Annotated in this window: 15 protein-coding genes; 3 read left to right on the top strand and 12 right to left on the bottom strand. The window is 33.0% G+C overall.

Annotation, left to right across the window (positions count from 1 at the left end; all coding sequences use genetic code 11):
- Positions 1-10: 10 nt before the first annotated feature.
- The 5 genes from PRVXT_RS06240 to PRVXT_RS06220 form a co-directional block, all read right to left on the bottom strand.
- Positions 11-943 carry an ABC transporter ATP-binding protein gene (locus tag PRVXT_RS06240; protein ID WP_350344799.1) on the bottom strand — a complete coding sequence of 311 codons (933 nt, stop codon included), beginning with the start codon at positions 941-943 and terminating at the stop codon, positions 11-13.
- A 422-nt stretch (positions 944-1,365) separates the two neighbouring features.
- Positions 1,366-2,385 (bottom strand): hypothetical protein, encoded by a 1,020-nt coding sequence (locus PRVXT_RS06235; protein ID WP_350344798.1) that lies wholly within the window; start codon positions 2,383-2,385, stop codon positions 1,366-1,368.
- Positions 2,386-2,427: 42 nt separating this feature from the next.
- Entirely contained in the window at positions 2,428-3,435 is a 1,008-nt protein-coding gene (locus tag PRVXT_RS06230; RefSeq protein WP_350344797.1) for a hypothetical protein, read from the bottom strand.
- 42 nt (positions 3,436-3,477) lie between these two features.
- Positions 3,478-4,647: a hypothetical protein gene (locus PRVXT_RS06225; protein ID WP_350344796.1), complete on the bottom strand. Its 1,170-nt coding sequence runs from the start codon at positions 4,645-4,647 to the stop codon at positions 3,478-3,480.
- 680 nt (positions 4,648-5,327) lie between these two features.
- Positions 5,328-5,996: a hypothetical protein gene (locus tag PRVXT_RS06220; RefSeq protein WP_350344795.1), complete on the bottom strand. Its 669-nt coding sequence runs from the start codon at positions 5,994-5,996 to the stop codon at positions 5,328-5,330.
- A 142-nt stretch (positions 5,997-6,138) separates the two neighbouring features.
- Here PRVXT_RS06220 and istA point away from each other — a divergent pair, with 142 nt between their 5' ends.
- The 3 genes from istA (at position 6,139) to PRVXT_RS06205 (ending at position 9,213) form a co-directional block, all read left to right on the top strand.
- Positions 6,139-7,728 carry an IS21 family transposase gene (gene istA / locus PRVXT_RS06215; RefSeq protein ID WP_350342320.1) on the top strand — a complete coding sequence of 530 codons (1,590 nt, stop codon included), beginning with the start codon at positions 6,139-6,141 and terminating at the stop codon, positions 7,726-7,728.
- On the top strand, positions 7,694-8,455 hold the full coding sequence (gene istB / locus PRVXT_RS06210; RefSeq protein WP_350342319.1) for an IS21-like element helper ATPase IstB: 762 nt from the start codon (positions 7,694-7,696) through the stop codon (positions 8,453-8,455). The genes istA and istB overlap by 35 nt, the downstream gene beginning before the upstream one ends.
- A gap of 287 nt (positions 8,456-8,742) precedes the next feature.
- Entirely contained in the window at positions 8,743-9,213 is a 471-nt protein-coding gene (locus tag PRVXT_RS06205; RefSeq protein WP_350344794.1) for an FMN-binding protein, read from the top strand.
- Between the two features lie 551 nt (positions 9,214-9,764).
- Here PRVXT_RS06205 and PRVXT_RS06200 read toward each other — a convergent pair.
- The 7 genes from PRVXT_RS06200 to PRVXT_RS06170 all read right to left on the bottom strand — a co-directional run bounded on the left by PRVXT_RS06200 (position 9,765) and on the right by PRVXT_RS06170 (position 17,745).
- Positions 9,765-11,168: a hypothetical protein gene (locus PRVXT_RS06200; RefSeq protein ID WP_350344793.1), complete on the bottom strand. Its 1,404-nt coding sequence runs from the start codon at positions 11,166-11,168 to the stop codon at positions 9,765-9,767.
- The gene (locus tag PRVXT_RS06195) at positions 11,137-11,370 is read right to left on the bottom strand and encodes a hypothetical protein (protein ID WP_350344792.1); all 234 of its coding nucleotides are present in this window, start codon (positions 11,368-11,370) and stop codon (positions 11,137-11,139) included. Before PRVXT_RS06195 ends, PRVXT_RS06200 begins: the two co-directional genes overlap by 32 nt.
- An 8-nt stretch (positions 11,371-11,378) precedes the next feature.
- On the bottom strand, positions 11,379-11,876 hold the full coding sequence (locus PRVXT_RS06190; RefSeq protein WP_350344791.1) for an ABC transporter ATP-binding protein: 498 nt from the start codon (positions 11,874-11,876) through the stop codon (positions 11,379-11,381).
- Between the two features lie 12 nt (positions 11,877-11,888).
- On the bottom strand, positions 11,889-12,236 hold the full coding sequence (locus PRVXT_RS06185; protein WP_350344790.1) for a hypothetical protein: 348 nt from the start codon (positions 12,234-12,236) through the stop codon (positions 11,889-11,891).
- A 500-nt stretch (positions 12,237-12,736) separates the two neighbouring features.
- Positions 12,737-13,969 carry a M24 family metallopeptidase gene (locus PRVXT_RS06180; protein WP_350344789.1) on the bottom strand — a complete coding sequence of 411 codons (1,233 nt, stop codon included), beginning with the start codon at positions 13,967-13,969 and terminating at the stop codon, positions 12,737-12,739.
- 330 nt (positions 13,970-14,299) lie between these two features.
- Positions 14,300-16,027, bottom strand: a complete 1,728-nt coding sequence (locus PRVXT_RS06175) for an ABC transporter ATP-binding protein (RefSeq protein ID WP_350344788.1) — start codon at positions 16,025-16,027, stop codon at positions 14,300-14,302.
- Positions 16,027-17,745 carry an ABC transporter ATP-binding protein gene (locus tag PRVXT_RS06170; RefSeq protein ID WP_350344787.1) on the bottom strand — a complete coding sequence of 573 codons (1,719 nt, stop codon included), beginning with the start codon at positions 17,743-17,745 and terminating at the stop codon, positions 16,027-16,029. Before PRVXT_RS06170 ends, PRVXT_RS06175 begins: the two co-directional genes overlap by 1 nt.
- Between the last annotated feature and the right edge of the window lie 95 nt (positions 17,746-17,840).

Below are 17,840 nucleotides of genomic sequence, written 5' to 3'. Positions count from 1 at the left end.
GACACCACCTCTAATCCCGAAGAGATCGACCGGTTAGAGTTAAAAATACCCCTTCAAGGTTTGGTTTTTCAACACTTAGTGCAGTTACCTTTCCACCGCTGTTAGTAACTGCTTCAATGATTTTGCTAACCAGATCGTTATTTTTTGAACATGTTACAGTAATTTTGCCCTTTTCCTCATTAGCTTCTAGAACCCCTTGAACATCTCTTAGATTGGTCAACAACTCCTCGGTGACTTTATCTACCTTAATTTCTACCACTTGTTGAAATTCAATGGATGCAATAAGCTCCTCTTTACTGCCTCTAGCTATCACTCTACCATGATCCATAATAGCGATGTCATCACATATTTTTTCTACCTCTTCCATATAGTGTGATGTGTAAATTACCGTAGATCCTCTTTTATTTAATGTTTTAACCGACTGTAAAATCAGCTCCCTAGATTGGGGATCTATACCCACTGTAGGTTCATCCATTATGATAAGTCTAGGGCTATGAGCTATAGCACAAGCTATGTTAAGCCTTCTCATCATCCCACCGGAAAAGGTCTTGCTAAATTGATCTTTTTTGTCTAAAAGGCCTACAAACTCTAAAGCTTCCTCTACCCTTGCCTTAATCTCTCTTTTATCTACTTCATATAACTTTGCAAAAAAAGCTACATTTTCATAAGCTGTTAGGTCACGGTAAACAGCGATTTCTTGGGGCACGATACCAATTTTCTTTTTTATGCCAATTCCATTTTTGCTCAAGTCACTGCCAAACACATAAATGGACCCCTTATCTTTTTGAATAAGCCCGACAATACAGTTAATTAACGATGTTTTTCCTGCACCATTGGGTCCTAACAAACCGAATATGCTACCCTCTTTAATATTTAAGCTTACATTATCTAAGGCTAAACTTTCCTTATACCTTTTAACAACGTCCTGACATTGCAAAACCATAATACTGTCTCCCTCCTCTTTCTCCTCTTAGTTATATTCATTTTATACCAGCTTTGCCACTACCGGTAGTGCCTATATAAACAAAATGATATGACAAAAGTCATATCATTTCTTGTTAAGCTTATCTAAAAACCTTTTTTTTAGTGCATCAAATGCTAAGTCCCAGCTGGAAGGTACTATAAGACTATCAAAACATATCCGATTATAAACACAAATCTGCATGCGCGAAAATCAACATTAAGTATTAATCATAACTCAGACTAACAACTCAACATCTCTTTTTTCCTTACATAAATAGTCATATAATATTTATTAACTTACCTCCACCAAGTTTATCCGCCATTAATTAAAGCGAAAAAGATTATACTATGCCGGTATAATACTTTCCCACCATAACAGTAAGTTTTTAATCTAACCCTGCTTTACCACACATCTATATCTATATCCGGTCTTATTTTTTTAATTTCATCCTTATAATTTTCTACTTCTGTGTAATCATGAGGATTCCTGATCGTTATACTCTCCAAGTTCTCCGCTTCTTCTAACCCTACTATTTTGTCTAGATTAGTAACACTTAAATCTTCAAGATGGGGCGCCTCTGTTATGTCTATCGTTAACGGCTCACCTTCAGCAAGCAAATCTTCATATATGTCTAATCTTGTTAAATTAGGAAAGTTTGAAAGTTCTATGATTTCATTTTCTTGATTACCAAAGGAATGTTGCCATACTGAAAACGACTCTAGGTTCTCTAGCTTTGGAAGATCTGAAAGGTTAAAATCTGGATGCGGGTCAGTTATCCTCAACCTTTTCAAATTCTCAAGTTTTGCAAGCTTGCTATAATCAAGTAACCTATCTTGTCCATAAATCTTTAAATCCCAAATGTTGGGAAAATTTTCAATTCCTTCTATGCTTCTCACCGTTCGCCCCTCTATTTTTAAATGATCAAGCCTTTCTAAGTCAGAACTTCCTTCCTCTAACTCAATATCTGCACCAATAAACCTAGCTTCATAAGCATCAGAGACTATCCTTTGAAGATTTGCATCTTTAAATACTCTTTGACTTTCCATATAAGCGCTAATATAGATATTAGAAGTTATAAGTAACGCTACTATTACTACTAAGACTGTAGCATTCCTAAGTTTTTTAGCTGATGAGCTCTTATAAATATTATAAATTAAACATCCCGCAAAAAATGCTATCAAAATATTATCAAAATAATAAACTGCTTGGAAATGATATTCAGCAATAATTCTACCTATGGCTAATAGAGTGACAAAAAGTATGGCTTGTATTTTACCACTTTTCTTTAAAATAGCTTCTCTAATAAATATAAACCCCAATATAAAAACTGGACTAAAAATAGTCATCCATTGCTGACTTATAATCAAAACCAACACTATCAGTACCCCAAATAAATATAAAATTTTTTCCTTTAGCTCCACGAACAAACACTCCTTGTTTGATATTTTTCAGTAAGCAGTTTACTATCTCACCTCTATATCCGGCCTTGCTTTCCTAATTTCATCCTTATAATTTTTTACTTCGGTGTAGTTAATAATACTCATGATCGTTATATTCTTTAAATTTCCCGCTTCTTTTAAGCCTACTACTTTACCTAAGTTGCTAACACTTAAATCTTCAAGATACGGCGCCTCTGTTATGTCAATCGTTAGTAACTTCCCTTCATCAAACAAATCATATAAACTTAATTTGGTTAGATTTGGGAAGTTTGTAAGTTCTATAATATCACCTTGATTACCAAAGCAATGATTCTGTATCGTAAGGAATTCTAAATTCTCTAGCTTTGGTAGATCTGAAAGCTTAAAACCTGGATGTGGATCAGTTATCTTCAACCTTTTTAAATTTTCAAGTTCTGCAAGCTCACTATAATCAATTAACATATTTTGCCCAATATACAAACTCTCTAAGTTAGGGAGGTTTTCGATTCCTTCTAAGCTTGTTACCGTTCTTCTTCCCCCTATGCTTAGATGATCAAACCTTTCTAAGTCAGAACTTCCTTCCTTTAACTCAATATCTGCCCCAATAAATCTAGCTTCATAAGCATCAGAGACTATCCTTTGAAGATTTGCATCTTTAAATACTCTTTGACTTTCCATATAAGCGCTAACATAGATATTAGAAGTTATAAGTAACGCTACTATTACTACTAACGCTGTAGCATTCCTAAGTTTTTTAGCTGATGAGCTCTTATAAATATTATAAATTAAACATCCCACAAAAAATGCTATCAAAATATTATCAAAATAATAAACTGCTTGGAAATGATATTCAGCAATAATTCTACCTATGGCTAATAGAGTGACAAAAAGTATGGCTTGTATTTTACCACTTTGCTTTAAAATAGCTTCTCTAATAAATATAAACCCCAATATAAAAACTGGACTAAAAATAGTCATCAATTGGTGATTTATAAACAAAACCAACACTATCAGTACCCCAAATAAATATAGAATTTTTTCCTTTAACTCCACAAACAAACACTCCTTGTTTGATATTTTTCAGTAAGCAGTTTACTATCTCACCTCTATATCAGGCCTTATTTTTCTAATCTCATCCTTATACTGTTCAACCTGCTTTGCCTTATTGTCATCCTTATAATTAGAATACGATATCGAAATCTCCTTTAAATTCTCCGCTTCTTCAAGCCCAATAATCTCAATCTGGTTACTTGTGATTGATCTTATGCTGATAGTTTCGATAAGTGGATTTTGCCTAATATCTACAGTTAAAGAGCCGTCTCTCGCCCTATTTTCGAAACCAAGACTTTCACTAAGATTTAGTTTTTTTAAATTGGGGAAATTGCAAAACTTAACTTCAACATTAGTTAATTCATTGCTATACCAAAATTCCTCTAAATTGGCCAAAGTCGGCAAGTGTTCTATCTGGAATTGTGGATTAGGATTAGATATCCTTAGGCTTGTTAAGTTATCTAAAGCTGCCAGTTCATTATAACTGGTTAATTTATCCTGTCCATATAACTGCACTTCCCAGATATTAGGGAAGTTTTCAATTCCTTGTAAACTGTTTACACTATTTAATAAGCTTCTATTAATAATTACATAATCAAGTCTTTCTAAATCAGGGCTTTCCTCAACTATCTCTGTTTCTGCGCTAATAAAACGAGAATCGTATAAATCATGCACATTTCTATTTAATGTAGCATCCTTTATGACTCGGCTATTTATTGTATAAACATGGGCTGACGTCAATATAACTATACCTGACAACAACAACGCAATATTTCTAGATTTATAAGTAGCAGAACTTGAATACACGTTATAAGTTAAAAAAGTTGTAAAAAATAATAGCATCATGTATTCAAAATAATCTATGATAAAATATTGATGCTGTAGTATATCTCCTAAAAAAAGCAAACAAGCAAGTAGCAAAGTTTGCAGTCTTCTTGTATCCGCCATTGTTATTTCTTTTTTTACTACTAAGTATATATTATAAGTTATATAAGCTATAAGTAATATAATTGATGAAAAGTAAAAACTATAAAGAATAAAAATATAGCTAAATAGCAAACCATACAGTAGCTTTTTTGTATCTCCAATCATGAATTCTCTTATTAATAAAATGGATACTATTAATAATGGATGAAACGTTAAGTGCCACCCTTTAAATAAAAAGTAAAAAGTGACTGCAACTCCAGTTAAGTTAAAAATTTTTTCTCTATCCATAGAACCCCTTCTCCCCCTTAATTTTCCATTTATGTTAAATAACTATTTCTACACAGAATTTTTAAACCCTTCATTTGATTTTAAATTTTATATTAAATTCTTTTGCTATAAAATCAAATAGAAACCTAATTGGATAATATTATATGTAAAAACTTAGTTCTGTATTTTCAAATACTGCCTTTAAAGTCAAAGGCTAACTCTTTAAACTTGCTTCGAGATATAAGCTCATCCTCTCTAGGATTTACCCTTCTTTATAAATTTATCTAAAGCTTAAAACTCTACAATAATGCTAATTAACTATGATTTTTTTATGGCAACTAAAAAATGCTTCCTAAAAATAAACTATTTTAACCTATACAATGACTGAATCAAAAAACAACCCTTAATTTTTTATAAGTAGGGTTGTTCAAAGTTAAGGTCAGTAAACGTCACTGAACAGTTTTTTAGTTAGCTCTAACGTGAGTAATTATTTTTTTTATCCAAAAAATACTCAGTTTGTTTTCACCTATACATAAGTGTTACTACTGAATTTGAATAGTAACATTTTTTGTATCTAGGGTAATAAACAAAGCAAATATCAGTTCATAAGTTTAGTTTTTTTATAATTATCATAGAAAGTTTTCTCCCTATACTAAGTACAATAAGGCTCTGGTTTACATATTACAAAAAATAGCTCAGAATTAGCCTCTACTCATCCATTTAAAATCATATGTATTAATTATTTGATGTAGATCTTTTTCTTTCATTGAATATATATCAATACCAAAGTAAGAATTAGGATGGATTATAAGTAGATATTTCTCATAAATTATAACTGTATAAGCTCTATCTTCATAAAATACAAGTAAATTATAATATGGACCTTCTTCTGTTATAGTTCCATCTATATATTCCGCCTGCATATTTAAACTATCTTCAATCAACTGTTTTAAAGTTCTTTGATTATGTTCTGAATAGGTAACATCCAAAGTCAAATCTTTTCCTTTTACTACACTTAATGCATTATCGTAAAACTCTATATCTGAACTTTTAACACCAAGTAGCTCCCCTAAACTATCAGGGTTAGCGCTTTTATCAGAACTTTTAGCTACATCAGATTCATTAGTTGTTTTTACACTTTTCTCACCTTCCTCATTAACTTCCTCATCAACGTCTTGATTATCAGTATCAGAAGATTGACTATCCTTCTGATCTAATTCAGTAGTTTTTACTGGTTCATCAGTAGACCTATATTCGTCTTCTGCGTTTTCTTGGTCAGTATCCCCAGGCCATAGTCCTATGAAAATCACCCCCAAAATAAAAACTGCAAAAATTAAAGATACTGCTACATAAATCCCCTTATTTTTCAAGTCAACACCTCCCTATGTAAATGGTAAACTAAAATGGAGAGATTTTGGCAAATAGAAACGGAGAATTTTTTCCAGTTATCTACTAAAAAAATACCCCTTCTGATAAAATTAAAGAGTTAATTTATCAGAGGAGGTATGAGAATTGAAGAGGTGGGATATGTTTGCCAAAATTAAAGAAAATAGGTCTAGGGGATTAAATAAATCCCAAGTTGCAAGGCTACTAGAGATTGACTACAAGACCGTATCAAAGTACTGGGATATGGAGTTTGATGAGTTTTCAGAGCTCCATAATACAGCTCAATCACGGAGAAAGAAGGTGGATAAATACAAAAAGCAAATTTTAGAATGGATTAAAGAATACCGAGATATGTCAGCCGCTCAGATTTATGATTGGCTTTTAGAAAAACATGGTGAGCTAGATTTTAAGGAAAGAACTCTAAGGCTCTATGTAAACAAGCTTAGAAAAGAATATGACTTGCCCAAAGTGACATCAGTTAGGCAGTATGAAGAAATAGAAAATCTTCCTATGGGGTATCAAGCTCAAGTTGATCTAGGAGAGATATGGCTTAAGACACATGATAATAAAAGAGTAAAAGCATATTGTTTTGGAATGGTTTTATCCCATTCAAGATACAAGTTCGTATGGTGGTCGGACAAGCCATTTACAACATCAAGTTTCATCAAAGCCCACAACAAAGCTTTTGAGTACTTTGGCGGCAGACCCAAAGAGATAGTTTATGATCAAGATAAAGTACTAGTAGTTTCTGAAAACAATGGAGATATATTATATACCGAAGGATTTCAAAATTATCTTAACTCTCTTAAGTTTAAAGTGTACCTTTGCAGAAAGGCTGATCCTGAAAGCAAAGGCAAAGTAGAAGCTGTAGTAAAGTATGCCAAGAATAACTTCGCTAAACATAGAAAATTTGTAGATATTGAATCCTTTAATGATGATAATCTAAAATGGCTAGAAAGAACCGGCAATAAAAAAGTCCATGAAACAACAAAGAAGGTACCGGCAGAAGTGTTTGCTCTGGAAAAGGAACACTTAATGCCAATACCTACCCTCTTTGCTGAATCAACTGATACTAAAATTTTAACCTATCTAGTAAGAAAAAACAATACAGTATTTTACAAACAAAACAGATATCAAGTACCCATAGGGACTTATTCACCAGGTAAAGAAGTTAATTTATCAGTTAAAAAAGATTGTATCGAAATAATTGATAAAGATACTAATGAGTTGATTATCACACATAAAATTGCTAAAGGAAAAGGTCAGCTAGTAACAATAGACCACCCAGATAGGCAAAAATCAAGAAAGTACAGTTGCGACGAAATGCGTGAGAAAGTTTTAAAAAGTTTAGGAGAAACTGATAAGGCAATAACGTTTGTTGATATCATTAGGGCTGAAAAATCTAGATACTTTAAAGATCAATCTAACCTAATAATTAAAACAGTGACATCTGAAAACCCGTCACTTGTACAAAAAGCTATTGATTACTGCGTTGAAAGAAAACTCTACAGCGCTGGCATGCTTAAGGATACAATCCAATACTTTAAGGAGGAAGAAAAACGACAACTTAATAAAAAGTACTTTAAGGCAGACATTTCTACCCCTTCAAAGTATCAGGATTTAAAGCCTGAAATAAGAAGTATTGAAGAGTATACTAATTCTTTGAAAGGGGACAGTCACAGTGGAGAAATTGGAGCTAATCAAAGAAAATGCTAAAAAATTAAAGCTTGACTACTTAAATACAAACGCTTCTCAAGTCGTTCAAGATGCAGATGGAAAAAGCATTTCATATCAGCAATTTTTGTTAAACATACTTCAGGAAGAAATGAAACTAAAAGAAGAAAAAGCACAGGCAAGAAGGCTAAAAAACGCTGGTTTTCCTACACTTAAAATTATAGAAGATTTTGATTTAGATTTTCAAAAGTCCATAACTCAAAGACAAGTTAACAGTTTATCGGAATTGGAATGGATAGACCGTATGTATAATTTAATTTTTTTGGGCCCTCCTGGGGTCGGTAAAACTCACTTAGCAATAGCACTAGGCTACAGGGCTGTTGAGATGGGGTACAAGGTTAGCTTTGTTACTATGAACGACCTTATGCACTGTTTAAAAACCCAAGAGATATCAAGAAAAAGTAAAGGCAAAATAAATAAGGTTTTGTCCTCTAGCTTACTAATCATCGATGAACTAGGTTACTTGCCGATATCTAGGGAAGAGTCTAACCTGTTTTTCCAACTCATAACGGCACTTCATGAACAAGCATCACTTATTATTACCTCAAATAAAGGTCTAGAAGACTGGACTGAACTATTGGGTGACCCAGCTTTAACTACAGCTGTTTTAGATAGAATCACTCATAGATGTGAGTTATTTAATATGTCAGGTAAAAGTTATAGATTAGCACACAGAGAATCATTTTTTGAAGAAAATTCTAGGTTTTAACTGGAAAAAGGTTAGGGAAAATTAATTGCCAAAATTTCTCCAATTCTACTTGCCAGTTACACCCTATTTAATTTTGTTCGTTATTTTTACATTAAAACCTTTTTTTTAATATTAACACTATGTTAAAGTTTTGCATCACCTTCAACCTCACATTTAATATTAAATATTTTAGGTAACTAAAACACTATCCTAAACTGCTCTTAATACTTTAAACAAGAACATGCTTGAATAAATTCTGTAAGTAAGGACACCATAAAAATACCATTTGCCCAAAAGGAGTGTAGACCATGAAAAACTTAAAAATATTAACATCACTATTCGCTATTACGTTTCTATTAATTGGTTGTCAGCCTGGTGCTCCACAGCAGGGAGTTGATGAAAACCAAACACCTGCTGTGGGAAACTATGAGGATGGAACATATAGAGGTGTATTTATCGATGGCGATGAAATCCAAGTAAATGTGCAATTTTCGTTAAATGACAATAACATCGAAAGTATAAGTTTTAGACATTTATACTACAACGGACAAGATTATTTAGAAACTGAAGATGAAACAATAGAGTCACTAACTAGTCAGCATGAACAAGTGCTAGAGTCTATACAAGGAACAAATATAACCGAGGCTTTAGAGGAATTGTATGACCCTGTCAATCTTGCAGAAGATATCGACGGTTTCACCGCCGCCACTCTGCGAGCAAACAAAATTCGTTCTGCTATACAGGATGGACTAAATAGAGGTTTATACGTTAAAGAATGATTAACCCTAAAACAGGCTATAACAGTAGACAGGTTAATTAATTGTCTAGTATAGTTGAATGCGTTTTTAAAGTCCATAGATCTTTCACTTCGTTCTGGATGACAAATTAGCACGATAAAATTTAAATAGTCGAGCGCAGAGGTCCAACCCCTACATCTGTGAAGAAATCTAGAATAGGACACATCGTGTCTTAGTTAAATGAAAAAAAGCGCAGCAGCGTAATACGCTCTGTGCTTTTTCTATCATCTATCCCCTATCTCTCAGCTTGTATAAGACTTCAAGAGTTGCTACCCATAATACACATCAAGCTTGACGACCAAGGTGGAATGGATAATCATAAGGCCGATAACGCTTCTCAGCATAATTAAGATGCATTAGCTGGTAGGAGGTATAGAAAAAGCAAGCACAAAGCGTTTATACGTTATTGTGCTTGTTCGATTTAGCCTAACTAGGTATTATTCATATAGGTAGGGGATGCCCAGGATGTGTTAAAGTTATACTGAAAAAAGTTTTACCTTGAAAGCTGTTTATTTGAATAAATAATATTCCTATCAAGAGCTTAAATATTTTGTATCATTTTTGTCTTTTAACTCAAAAAAAACTAATACAACTAACCCCGAAGTCACTAAAGAACAAAAATAGATATAATTAATTTCGGAACTAAAAATCATGCTATAGATCATATTAAGTGACTCAAAAAAAAACTTATACACCAATGGCCCAAACACTCCAAGCGAACAAAATTTGTCGTTTTCCTTACCATTCTTTATTAATGGTATCTTAGTTAAATAACATATTATAAAAAATATTGTCGACAACAATATTATTTCTATGTAATCTGAAATAAGCATATAGTTTGCAAAAGTCAAGGATAATAAAATGTAAAGAAGGCTAATAAGAAATACCATAAATACCCACCTTAGCAGCAAATTCACCTCTTCTTTTAGTGGAAGAATTTTAAAAGATTCTATGTAACTATTATAGAATCCTATTGAAACAGTTCCCGTTGAAGCTAGCGTAAAAAAAACGAGTGAATAATCAGGATGCTGTAAGAAAAAAGTATTGATTGCCCCTAAAGTAACAGGTATTGATATAAAAGCACCATATACTTTCCAATTACGCTTAACTTCTAATACTAAAATACGTAAATATATATTTTCAATCTTCTTTAATATTTTAGGCGCACCTGCATACTGATATAAATACCGCTTATTCTCTACCAAGCTAATATCTGCTTTTCTTAACGTATACATTAATAGTATCCCTAATATATTAGGGGACAACAATATTATGTAACTCAAGAAATTATTACCCTTTAATATTGAGTTTAATGATAAGTTGTCAAGATAATAATAAAAGCCTATAGACAAAGTAACTACTGTTATAACACATGCAATAAAATAACATTGTTTATCTGTAGTTTTTGAACTAATAAGCTTAGAAATGCTAAAACATAAGAAAATATATCCAAGAGTAATCGCAACATAAAATAATAATAGAACAAGTGTCTTAATTACACTTACTTTTAATATCGATGCACAAATTGTTATTAACAATAGCGATGGTAAAGACAGTAAAGTAAAATATAAAGTTAAGTGAGCAAAATACACTGTATCCGGCCTAATAGGAAGTTGCTTATTTATCTGCCAATAGATTTTAACACTTTTATCTGTCAAGATTAATATTGATAAGGAGCTTATTCCAAATAATAATATAAACTCACGCTTTAGAAAATAAATAAATAAAATTATGCTAGAATCGTCTGTTGCCATCAATCCTCCATAAAAATTATTTATTATTTGATATGTTGCATAGAATACAAAAGCAAGTGCTACTAAACCTAAAGTGAGTTGGAAGGGATATCTAACTAACAAAATCCGAATTACGTTTTTAAAAGAATAGAGTTTCTCCTTAATAATTAGTTTATATATCCACATTTTGATTATTTCCTTCATTAACACTATTCATAAATACCTTCTCCAGGTTAAAACTACTTTTCTCATCACTGCTTAAGCGATTTACTATCTCCCCATCATTAACTATAGCAATACTACCACATACCTCTTCCACAAAAGACATGTTATGGGTTGAAACTAGAGTAGTCATATTACATTCATCTTTAAGTTTAAGAAGTAATTTTTTTAAATAGTATATCATTTCTATATCTAATCCAAAGTAGGCTCATCAACTATTAACAAATTAGGGCTATGAATTAAAGCTGCAATAATTTGAGTTTTTTTTCTCATACCATGAGAGAAAAATTTTATTATTCGCTTTTTACTCTGTTGTAGCTTAAAATATTCTAGATAATAATCTATTTTTTCTTTTATTTCTACCTGTTTTAGCTTGTATGTGTTTCCAACAAAAAACAAGTATTCTTCTAACGTTAAATAATCAATAAGTAAGTCGTGATCAAATACAACTCCTATACCATTTTTAAATTTAGGCGAACTTATATTAGGAACCATTCCAAATACTTCTACCCTACCAATACCTTTTAGCTCACCCAGAAGGCACTTTATAAGAGTTGTTTTCCCGCTTCCATTAGCCCCTAAAAGACCAAGGCATTCTCCTTGTTTAACTTCAAGATTTATTTTCTTTAAAACTTTAGCCGTTGAAACATACCCAAAAGAAAACTGCTTGAACCTAATAATTTCTTTCATGACCTTCCTCCCCTATATTTCTTGCTTACATAAAGCACCACTAACAAAATGCACAAGAAAAATCACTGCAGCGCTCAGTAACCCTGCGATAACAGCTGAAACAATGTAGTAGGCACGATGTGCAGTGAGGATTATATCCATTTTTTTTTCCTCATTTTTGTACTCAACTTCCATAGTTTGCATTTTTAAACCCAAAAAATTAGTATTAATAATCTCCCTTTCATTTTTTAAGCCTTCGGCGAATTGTTCTGCTAATTTTACATCAACTAATCTAAGTGTTCCTAGATAAATAATAGAAAAAATAAAAAAGCAAATTATTAATGTCATAAGCATTTTTGAAATTTTTTCTCTTTTATTCACTTACTACCACCTCTTTAATTAATTTATTTTTTGATAAAGAAAGCCACAGAAAGAAGAAAGCTTTAATAAAGCAAAGTTGAATTTAACAACCGAAAATAGCTTTTTCAAATCTCCTATTTATTAGAATAATTCTAATTATTTCTATTTTATAGTAATAATTTAATTTTAACAACCAATTTATGACTACCATTCTCTACAATTTTACCGTCATCAACTGCTAATATACTGTAGACAGTTTTTATAGCTTAAAGTTGTGAGCTAGTATCCAACAACTGGTAAATTCTATCTAAACCTGCTAAGTATTGCACTTAGTCCGAAGAATGAATTCACCTATGGCTAGTTACATCAGCAACTATTATGGCAAATAAAGTTCGCTCAGCTAAAAAAGATGGTCTAAACAGAGGGGGGTATATGTCAGAGATTAATACCTTAAGATATTGTGGTAAAAGTTCATATACCTAAAAAATGACGGAGCCAGTGTGGCTTCGTCATTTTTAATGTTATTCAACAATTAGAAGCTCAGTTTGCCTTTTGCCCATTATAATTACTTCAGTTTTATTTATAAATATGTTTTCTTCTAAGGGTATTGCAACTATTTTTCCATCCCACGCCTTTAGTTGTTGTACAGTTGCTAACTCTAAAGCCATGCAGCTGTTTTCTGCTATTTCATACTTGCCTTTATCTGTGTACTCCTGTTGGTTCCATGTCCCTATTAGTGGACCTGCTCCATGACCATGTCCTCCTATAGGATGGCAGTAAATTCTTGTGTCTATTTTGAGGAGTTCAGCTTGCCTTTTAGCTTTTTGCAAAATTTCATTGCCTGTCTTTTCGCTTTCTATTTGCTCAATTACTATATCTTGAAGCTGAGTTGTTTTTTCCATCTTATCAGTTAGTTCTAAAAACGCTGGGTCTTTTACACCCCCTATATAGGAAAGACGTTGATGGTCGGTGCACAACCCCATATATTGAACACCTGCATCTAAATGAACAAGGTCTCCATACTTTAATGGAGCGTCAATGGAAACCCTTTTAGTTCCTTTGCGCTGCACCATAACAGCTGGGTGAAACCACGACCTTAGGTTCATTTGTTCAAATTTTTCTCTTACGTTCCAACTTAAATCTTGCGCAGTGGTTTCATTTACCTTAATTTCTTTTAGAGAATCCTCAATTACCGATTGAGCTAACTCACAGACCTGTTTATAGTGGTCTATCTCTTCTGATAGCCTGGTGCTAAGGTAAGCTGCCACCAGTTTATCTGAACTTGTTATTTTGCCTTTCAGTTGGTCGTTATCTTTAATCAAATGACAATAATGACTATAGCTTAATCCATTTCCATGATTCATATCTGCAGAAATGTTTAATGCCACTTGCTTTGGCTCATGCTTTTTAATCAAAGTAGCTACATCATTCCAAACCTTATTTGTACCGTTAAAAATTTGCTGGTAGCCGGTATAGCCTAGTGGAGATATACAGTACTTTTTGAGACTGTCATTTTCTAAGGCAAATACTAAAATACTAATTGGGCAGCTAGGAGGAAAAATACACCCCAAGTCCCCCCTTAAAAAAGGCTGGGGAACCAAAAAGGGAAATACCGGATCCTCGTTATACTCCTCAGTAGTGACAATCCACATATCCAGGTTATGTTTTTTCATAAGCCTAGGTAATAACTTAGTCAATTTTACTTCAATCCATTGATTCAGCTTTTCCACCTGATTTCTATTTGATAACAACATAAACAATCACTTCCTTTTTTAAAGTTTTATGACTCTCTTATTCATCATTATCTTATTAAGTTAAAGAATTGTCTATTGTAAATGTTTTTAATTTTTTCATACTTCTGCCACCTGAGTCTATCACCTAATGCACTTAATCATACCTCTTTCTGAGTATGTCTATCCAAATTTGCTACCATGTGGGCAGGGTTGACACAGGGGTCAACCCCTACCTCTTTGAGGAACAGTTGTTACAGGCACATCATGACTTTATCAATAGAAAAAAGCGCAGCAGCGTATAAACGCTCTGCGATTTTTTCTTTATTCTATATTCTAACACCTAATACCCCACTAAGCCCCTTGTTGATTTTCAAACTGTGCTTTGTGTAGCCCAGAATATAGGCCACCTTTTTTTAATAACTCCTCATGGGTGCCACTTTCTACGATTTTACCGTCATCAACTACTAATATACGGTCGGCATTTTTTATGGTTGAAAGCCTATGAGCTATTACTATTGTGGTTTTTTCTTTCATAATTTCTTCTATCGCTGCCTGTACTAATACTTCAGACTCATTGTCCAGCGAAGATGTCGCTTCATCGAGTAGTAAAATTGGAGCATTTTTTACAATCGCTCTAGCTATTGCAATACGCTGTTTTTGTCCTCCGGATAAAAAGGCTCCCCGTTCGCCAACTATAGTATCGTACCCATTTTCTAAATCTAAAATAAAATCATGGGCGTTAGCTGCTTTAGCTGCTGCATAAATTTCAAAGTCTGTAGCTTGGCTTTTGCCATAGGAAATATTCTCTTTTATAGTTCCGCTAAAAAGGTACGGTTCCTGTGGCACATAAGATGTTAGGTCTCGGAGACCTTCAACTGAATATTCGTGAGCCATCTTACCCATATAGGCCATGCTACCTTTTTGTGACTGATGTAAACCAAGAATAATTTTAAAAATGGTACTCTTGCCTCCCCCACTAGGACCTACAATAGCAACACTTTGCCCTTGTCCTACTTCAAAGGAAATATCGTTTAAAACATTCTCTTCGCCATTATAAGAAAAGCTTAAGTTCTTTAAGGCTAACGCACTATTAGTATTTATCTGGGGCATCTTGTCAAATCGTTGGGGTTCATCTTCTTTATCCAGCAACTCATTAATCCTATCTAAACCGGCTAAAGAGTGTTGAACTTGATTTAAAAAACTTCCTAAAGTCTCAAAAGAATATCCTACTGCAGTATTTAATTGGTGCATGGCTAAGACTTCCCCAAATGAAATATCCCCTTTAATTACAAAAATACTTCCTACTGAAATCACACCGATAGAGCCCAAGCGACTCAAAAAGTTATTTAGTCCTTCCATTAACGCTACAATTTTAGTTCTTTGCATCGACTTTTGAAACACTTTATTATTTTTTAAATCAAACTTATCTTTCATCTTTATTTTTATATTATATAGCTTAATAACCGAAGCTCCAGCTACCACATCAGAAATCCCCTCAGTTGCAGAACCTGTTTGTTTTTGAATGTCTTGACTTTTTTGTTTCATAGGTTTAATAAACAAACTAATTATAGATAAGTTGACAAAATTCAAAACCAACAATCCCAGGGCAAACTTCCAATTTATAATAAACATATATATTATACATGCTATGCATGGTAAGAGGGAGCTACTTAAGTTTAATAAATGCCCTGTTAATGTTTGCTCCAAAGTTTGTATGTCGTTTGTAGCTCTAGAAATGAAGTCTCCGCTGTGGTTTGTGCTATATTCACGCTGAGGAAGGCTAAGCATTTTGCCAAAGATCTTTAACCTTAGTGAACCAATTATTTTTCTAGTAGTTACCCTAACTAAAGTAACAGCTATTAACTCAAAAACTATAGTTATTAAAACCACAGCTAAAAACAAATATATAGCATTTAAAACCATGCTCATTTCTTGCTTTACTATTCCATCAAATAGCACTATGAACATTGTTGCTATTAATATTTGGTTAAATTCAATAACTGAAGAGAATAGCACCCCTAAAGAGTACCTTGCTTTGTGCCTCTTTAGCAAACTGAAAAAATTTATCAATCTTTTCATTATGCCACGCCTCCCTTCTTCTTGAACTGTTTGTAGTAAAGATCATAATAAAGTCCTTTTTGTTCTAATAAATCTTGGTGTGTTCCTTCCTCTATTATGCATCCTTCGTTTAGCACTAAAATTCTATCTGCCTGTACAATAGTTGATAGCCTATGGGCTATTACTATACATGTTCTACCTGTCATCGCTTTACTTATGGCGTTTTGTACTATAGCTTCTGATTCAGTATCTAAAGCTGATGTAGCTTCATCAAGCAACATAAGTTTTGGGTTCTTGACAATAGCTCTAGTTAATGCCAACCGTTGCTTTTGACCTCCGGAAAAATTCTCGCCTCTTTCCTTTATCATAGTTTTATACCAATAGGGTTCATTTTTGATAAATTCATGAGCATTGGCATTAATTGCAGCCTTTACCATCTCCTCCTCTGAACAATCTTCATTACCCACCTTTAAGTTATATTCAATAGTTTCCGGGAATAAATAGGTGTCTTGACTTACCGTAGCAATTTGTTCCCTTAAACTATCCAGCTTCCAACTTTGTATATCTTTTTCAAACATCTTTATAGTGCCATAATAGCCTGAATAAAATCCTGTAAGCAGCTTAAAGACTGTAGACTTGCCACTGCCGCTGGGACCCACTAATGCAACAGTCTCACCCTTTTTTACTGAAAATGTCAAGTTTTTTAAAACAGGGCTATCATTATAACCAAACGTTAAGTTCTCTACTTCCACTAAAGTTTCGACATTCTCTTTTTCAAAGGCTTTTCCTGTATCTCTTTCATTTTCTTCATCTAAAAGTTTCTGAATTCTTTTTAGTCCTTCCAAAGCTGATTTATAGCTAGCATAATGCCCTGGCAGCAATTTCATAGGAAAAGTCAAATAGTTTAACAAGTTAATAAAAGCCAACAGTTTTCCGGCACTTAAATATCCAATTACCGCTAAGTATCCACCAACTCCAAAGGTCACTAATTGAGGAAGAAAAGAGAGCCCTATCATCAAACTTTCCAATACCGTCTTTCTTTTATCTAACTTTATTCCACTATCAATAGAAGCTTTTACTTGTTTCCTATATTTTTTATCAATTATAGATTGTAAATTAAAGGACTTAACTACCGAAACCCCGCCTAAAGTGTCTTGGGTGGTTTTGTTAATATTAGCTAATTCACTTTGCAACTCTTTGCTGTAATTTCCTAAGGGCTTGCCTAGTTGTATCATTATTATGTAAAGTACCGGCAACACCGCAGAACTAATTAAAGTTAACTGCCAATTTAAATAAAATAAGTAGGTAAAAACTGCAACAGCCATTAACGGTCTAAGTAATAAAAAGTATCCATCATTTTCTACAAATTGTTTTACTAGTTGCAAATCATTACTAAGCCTGGACATAGCGTCACCAGAGTGCATTTTGTCTAACTTAGATTGAGGAAGGTCAACTAGCTTTTCAGTGCCTTGCTTTCTCAAATAATAAGTAATTTTTTCACTTATCTTGCCTATAGTAAAGGTTCTAAATGAGATACATACCGCAATTAAAACTGTAAACAATATTAACGCAATAAGGTTTGTGTAAAAAAGCTGATAATTACCATCTATAGCACTATCCACCAACAACCTAAATTTTTGTGCAATTAGTAATGTCAGAGCTATTTCACTTACTAGACATATTGTTATAAAGGTAAAGTCTCGTTTGCAAACCATACTTTTTAGATACTTAAAAGGCATTTAAGATCCCTCCTTATAATTTAAAACTCCCTATACTTCAAGCCATTCACTAATATAACGATTCAAAAAGCAAAAGTGTTTGAAATAATTTTAAA

It is taken from the genome of Proteinivorax tanatarense, from assembly GCF_040267685.1.
Taxonomy (GTDB): domain Bacteria; phylum Bacillota; class Proteinivoracia; order Proteinivoracales; family Proteinivoracaceae; genus Proteinivorax; species Proteinivorax tanatarense.
Note: the sequence above shows the minus strand (reverse complement) of the source record. Positions and strands in the feature narration are given on the sequence as shown.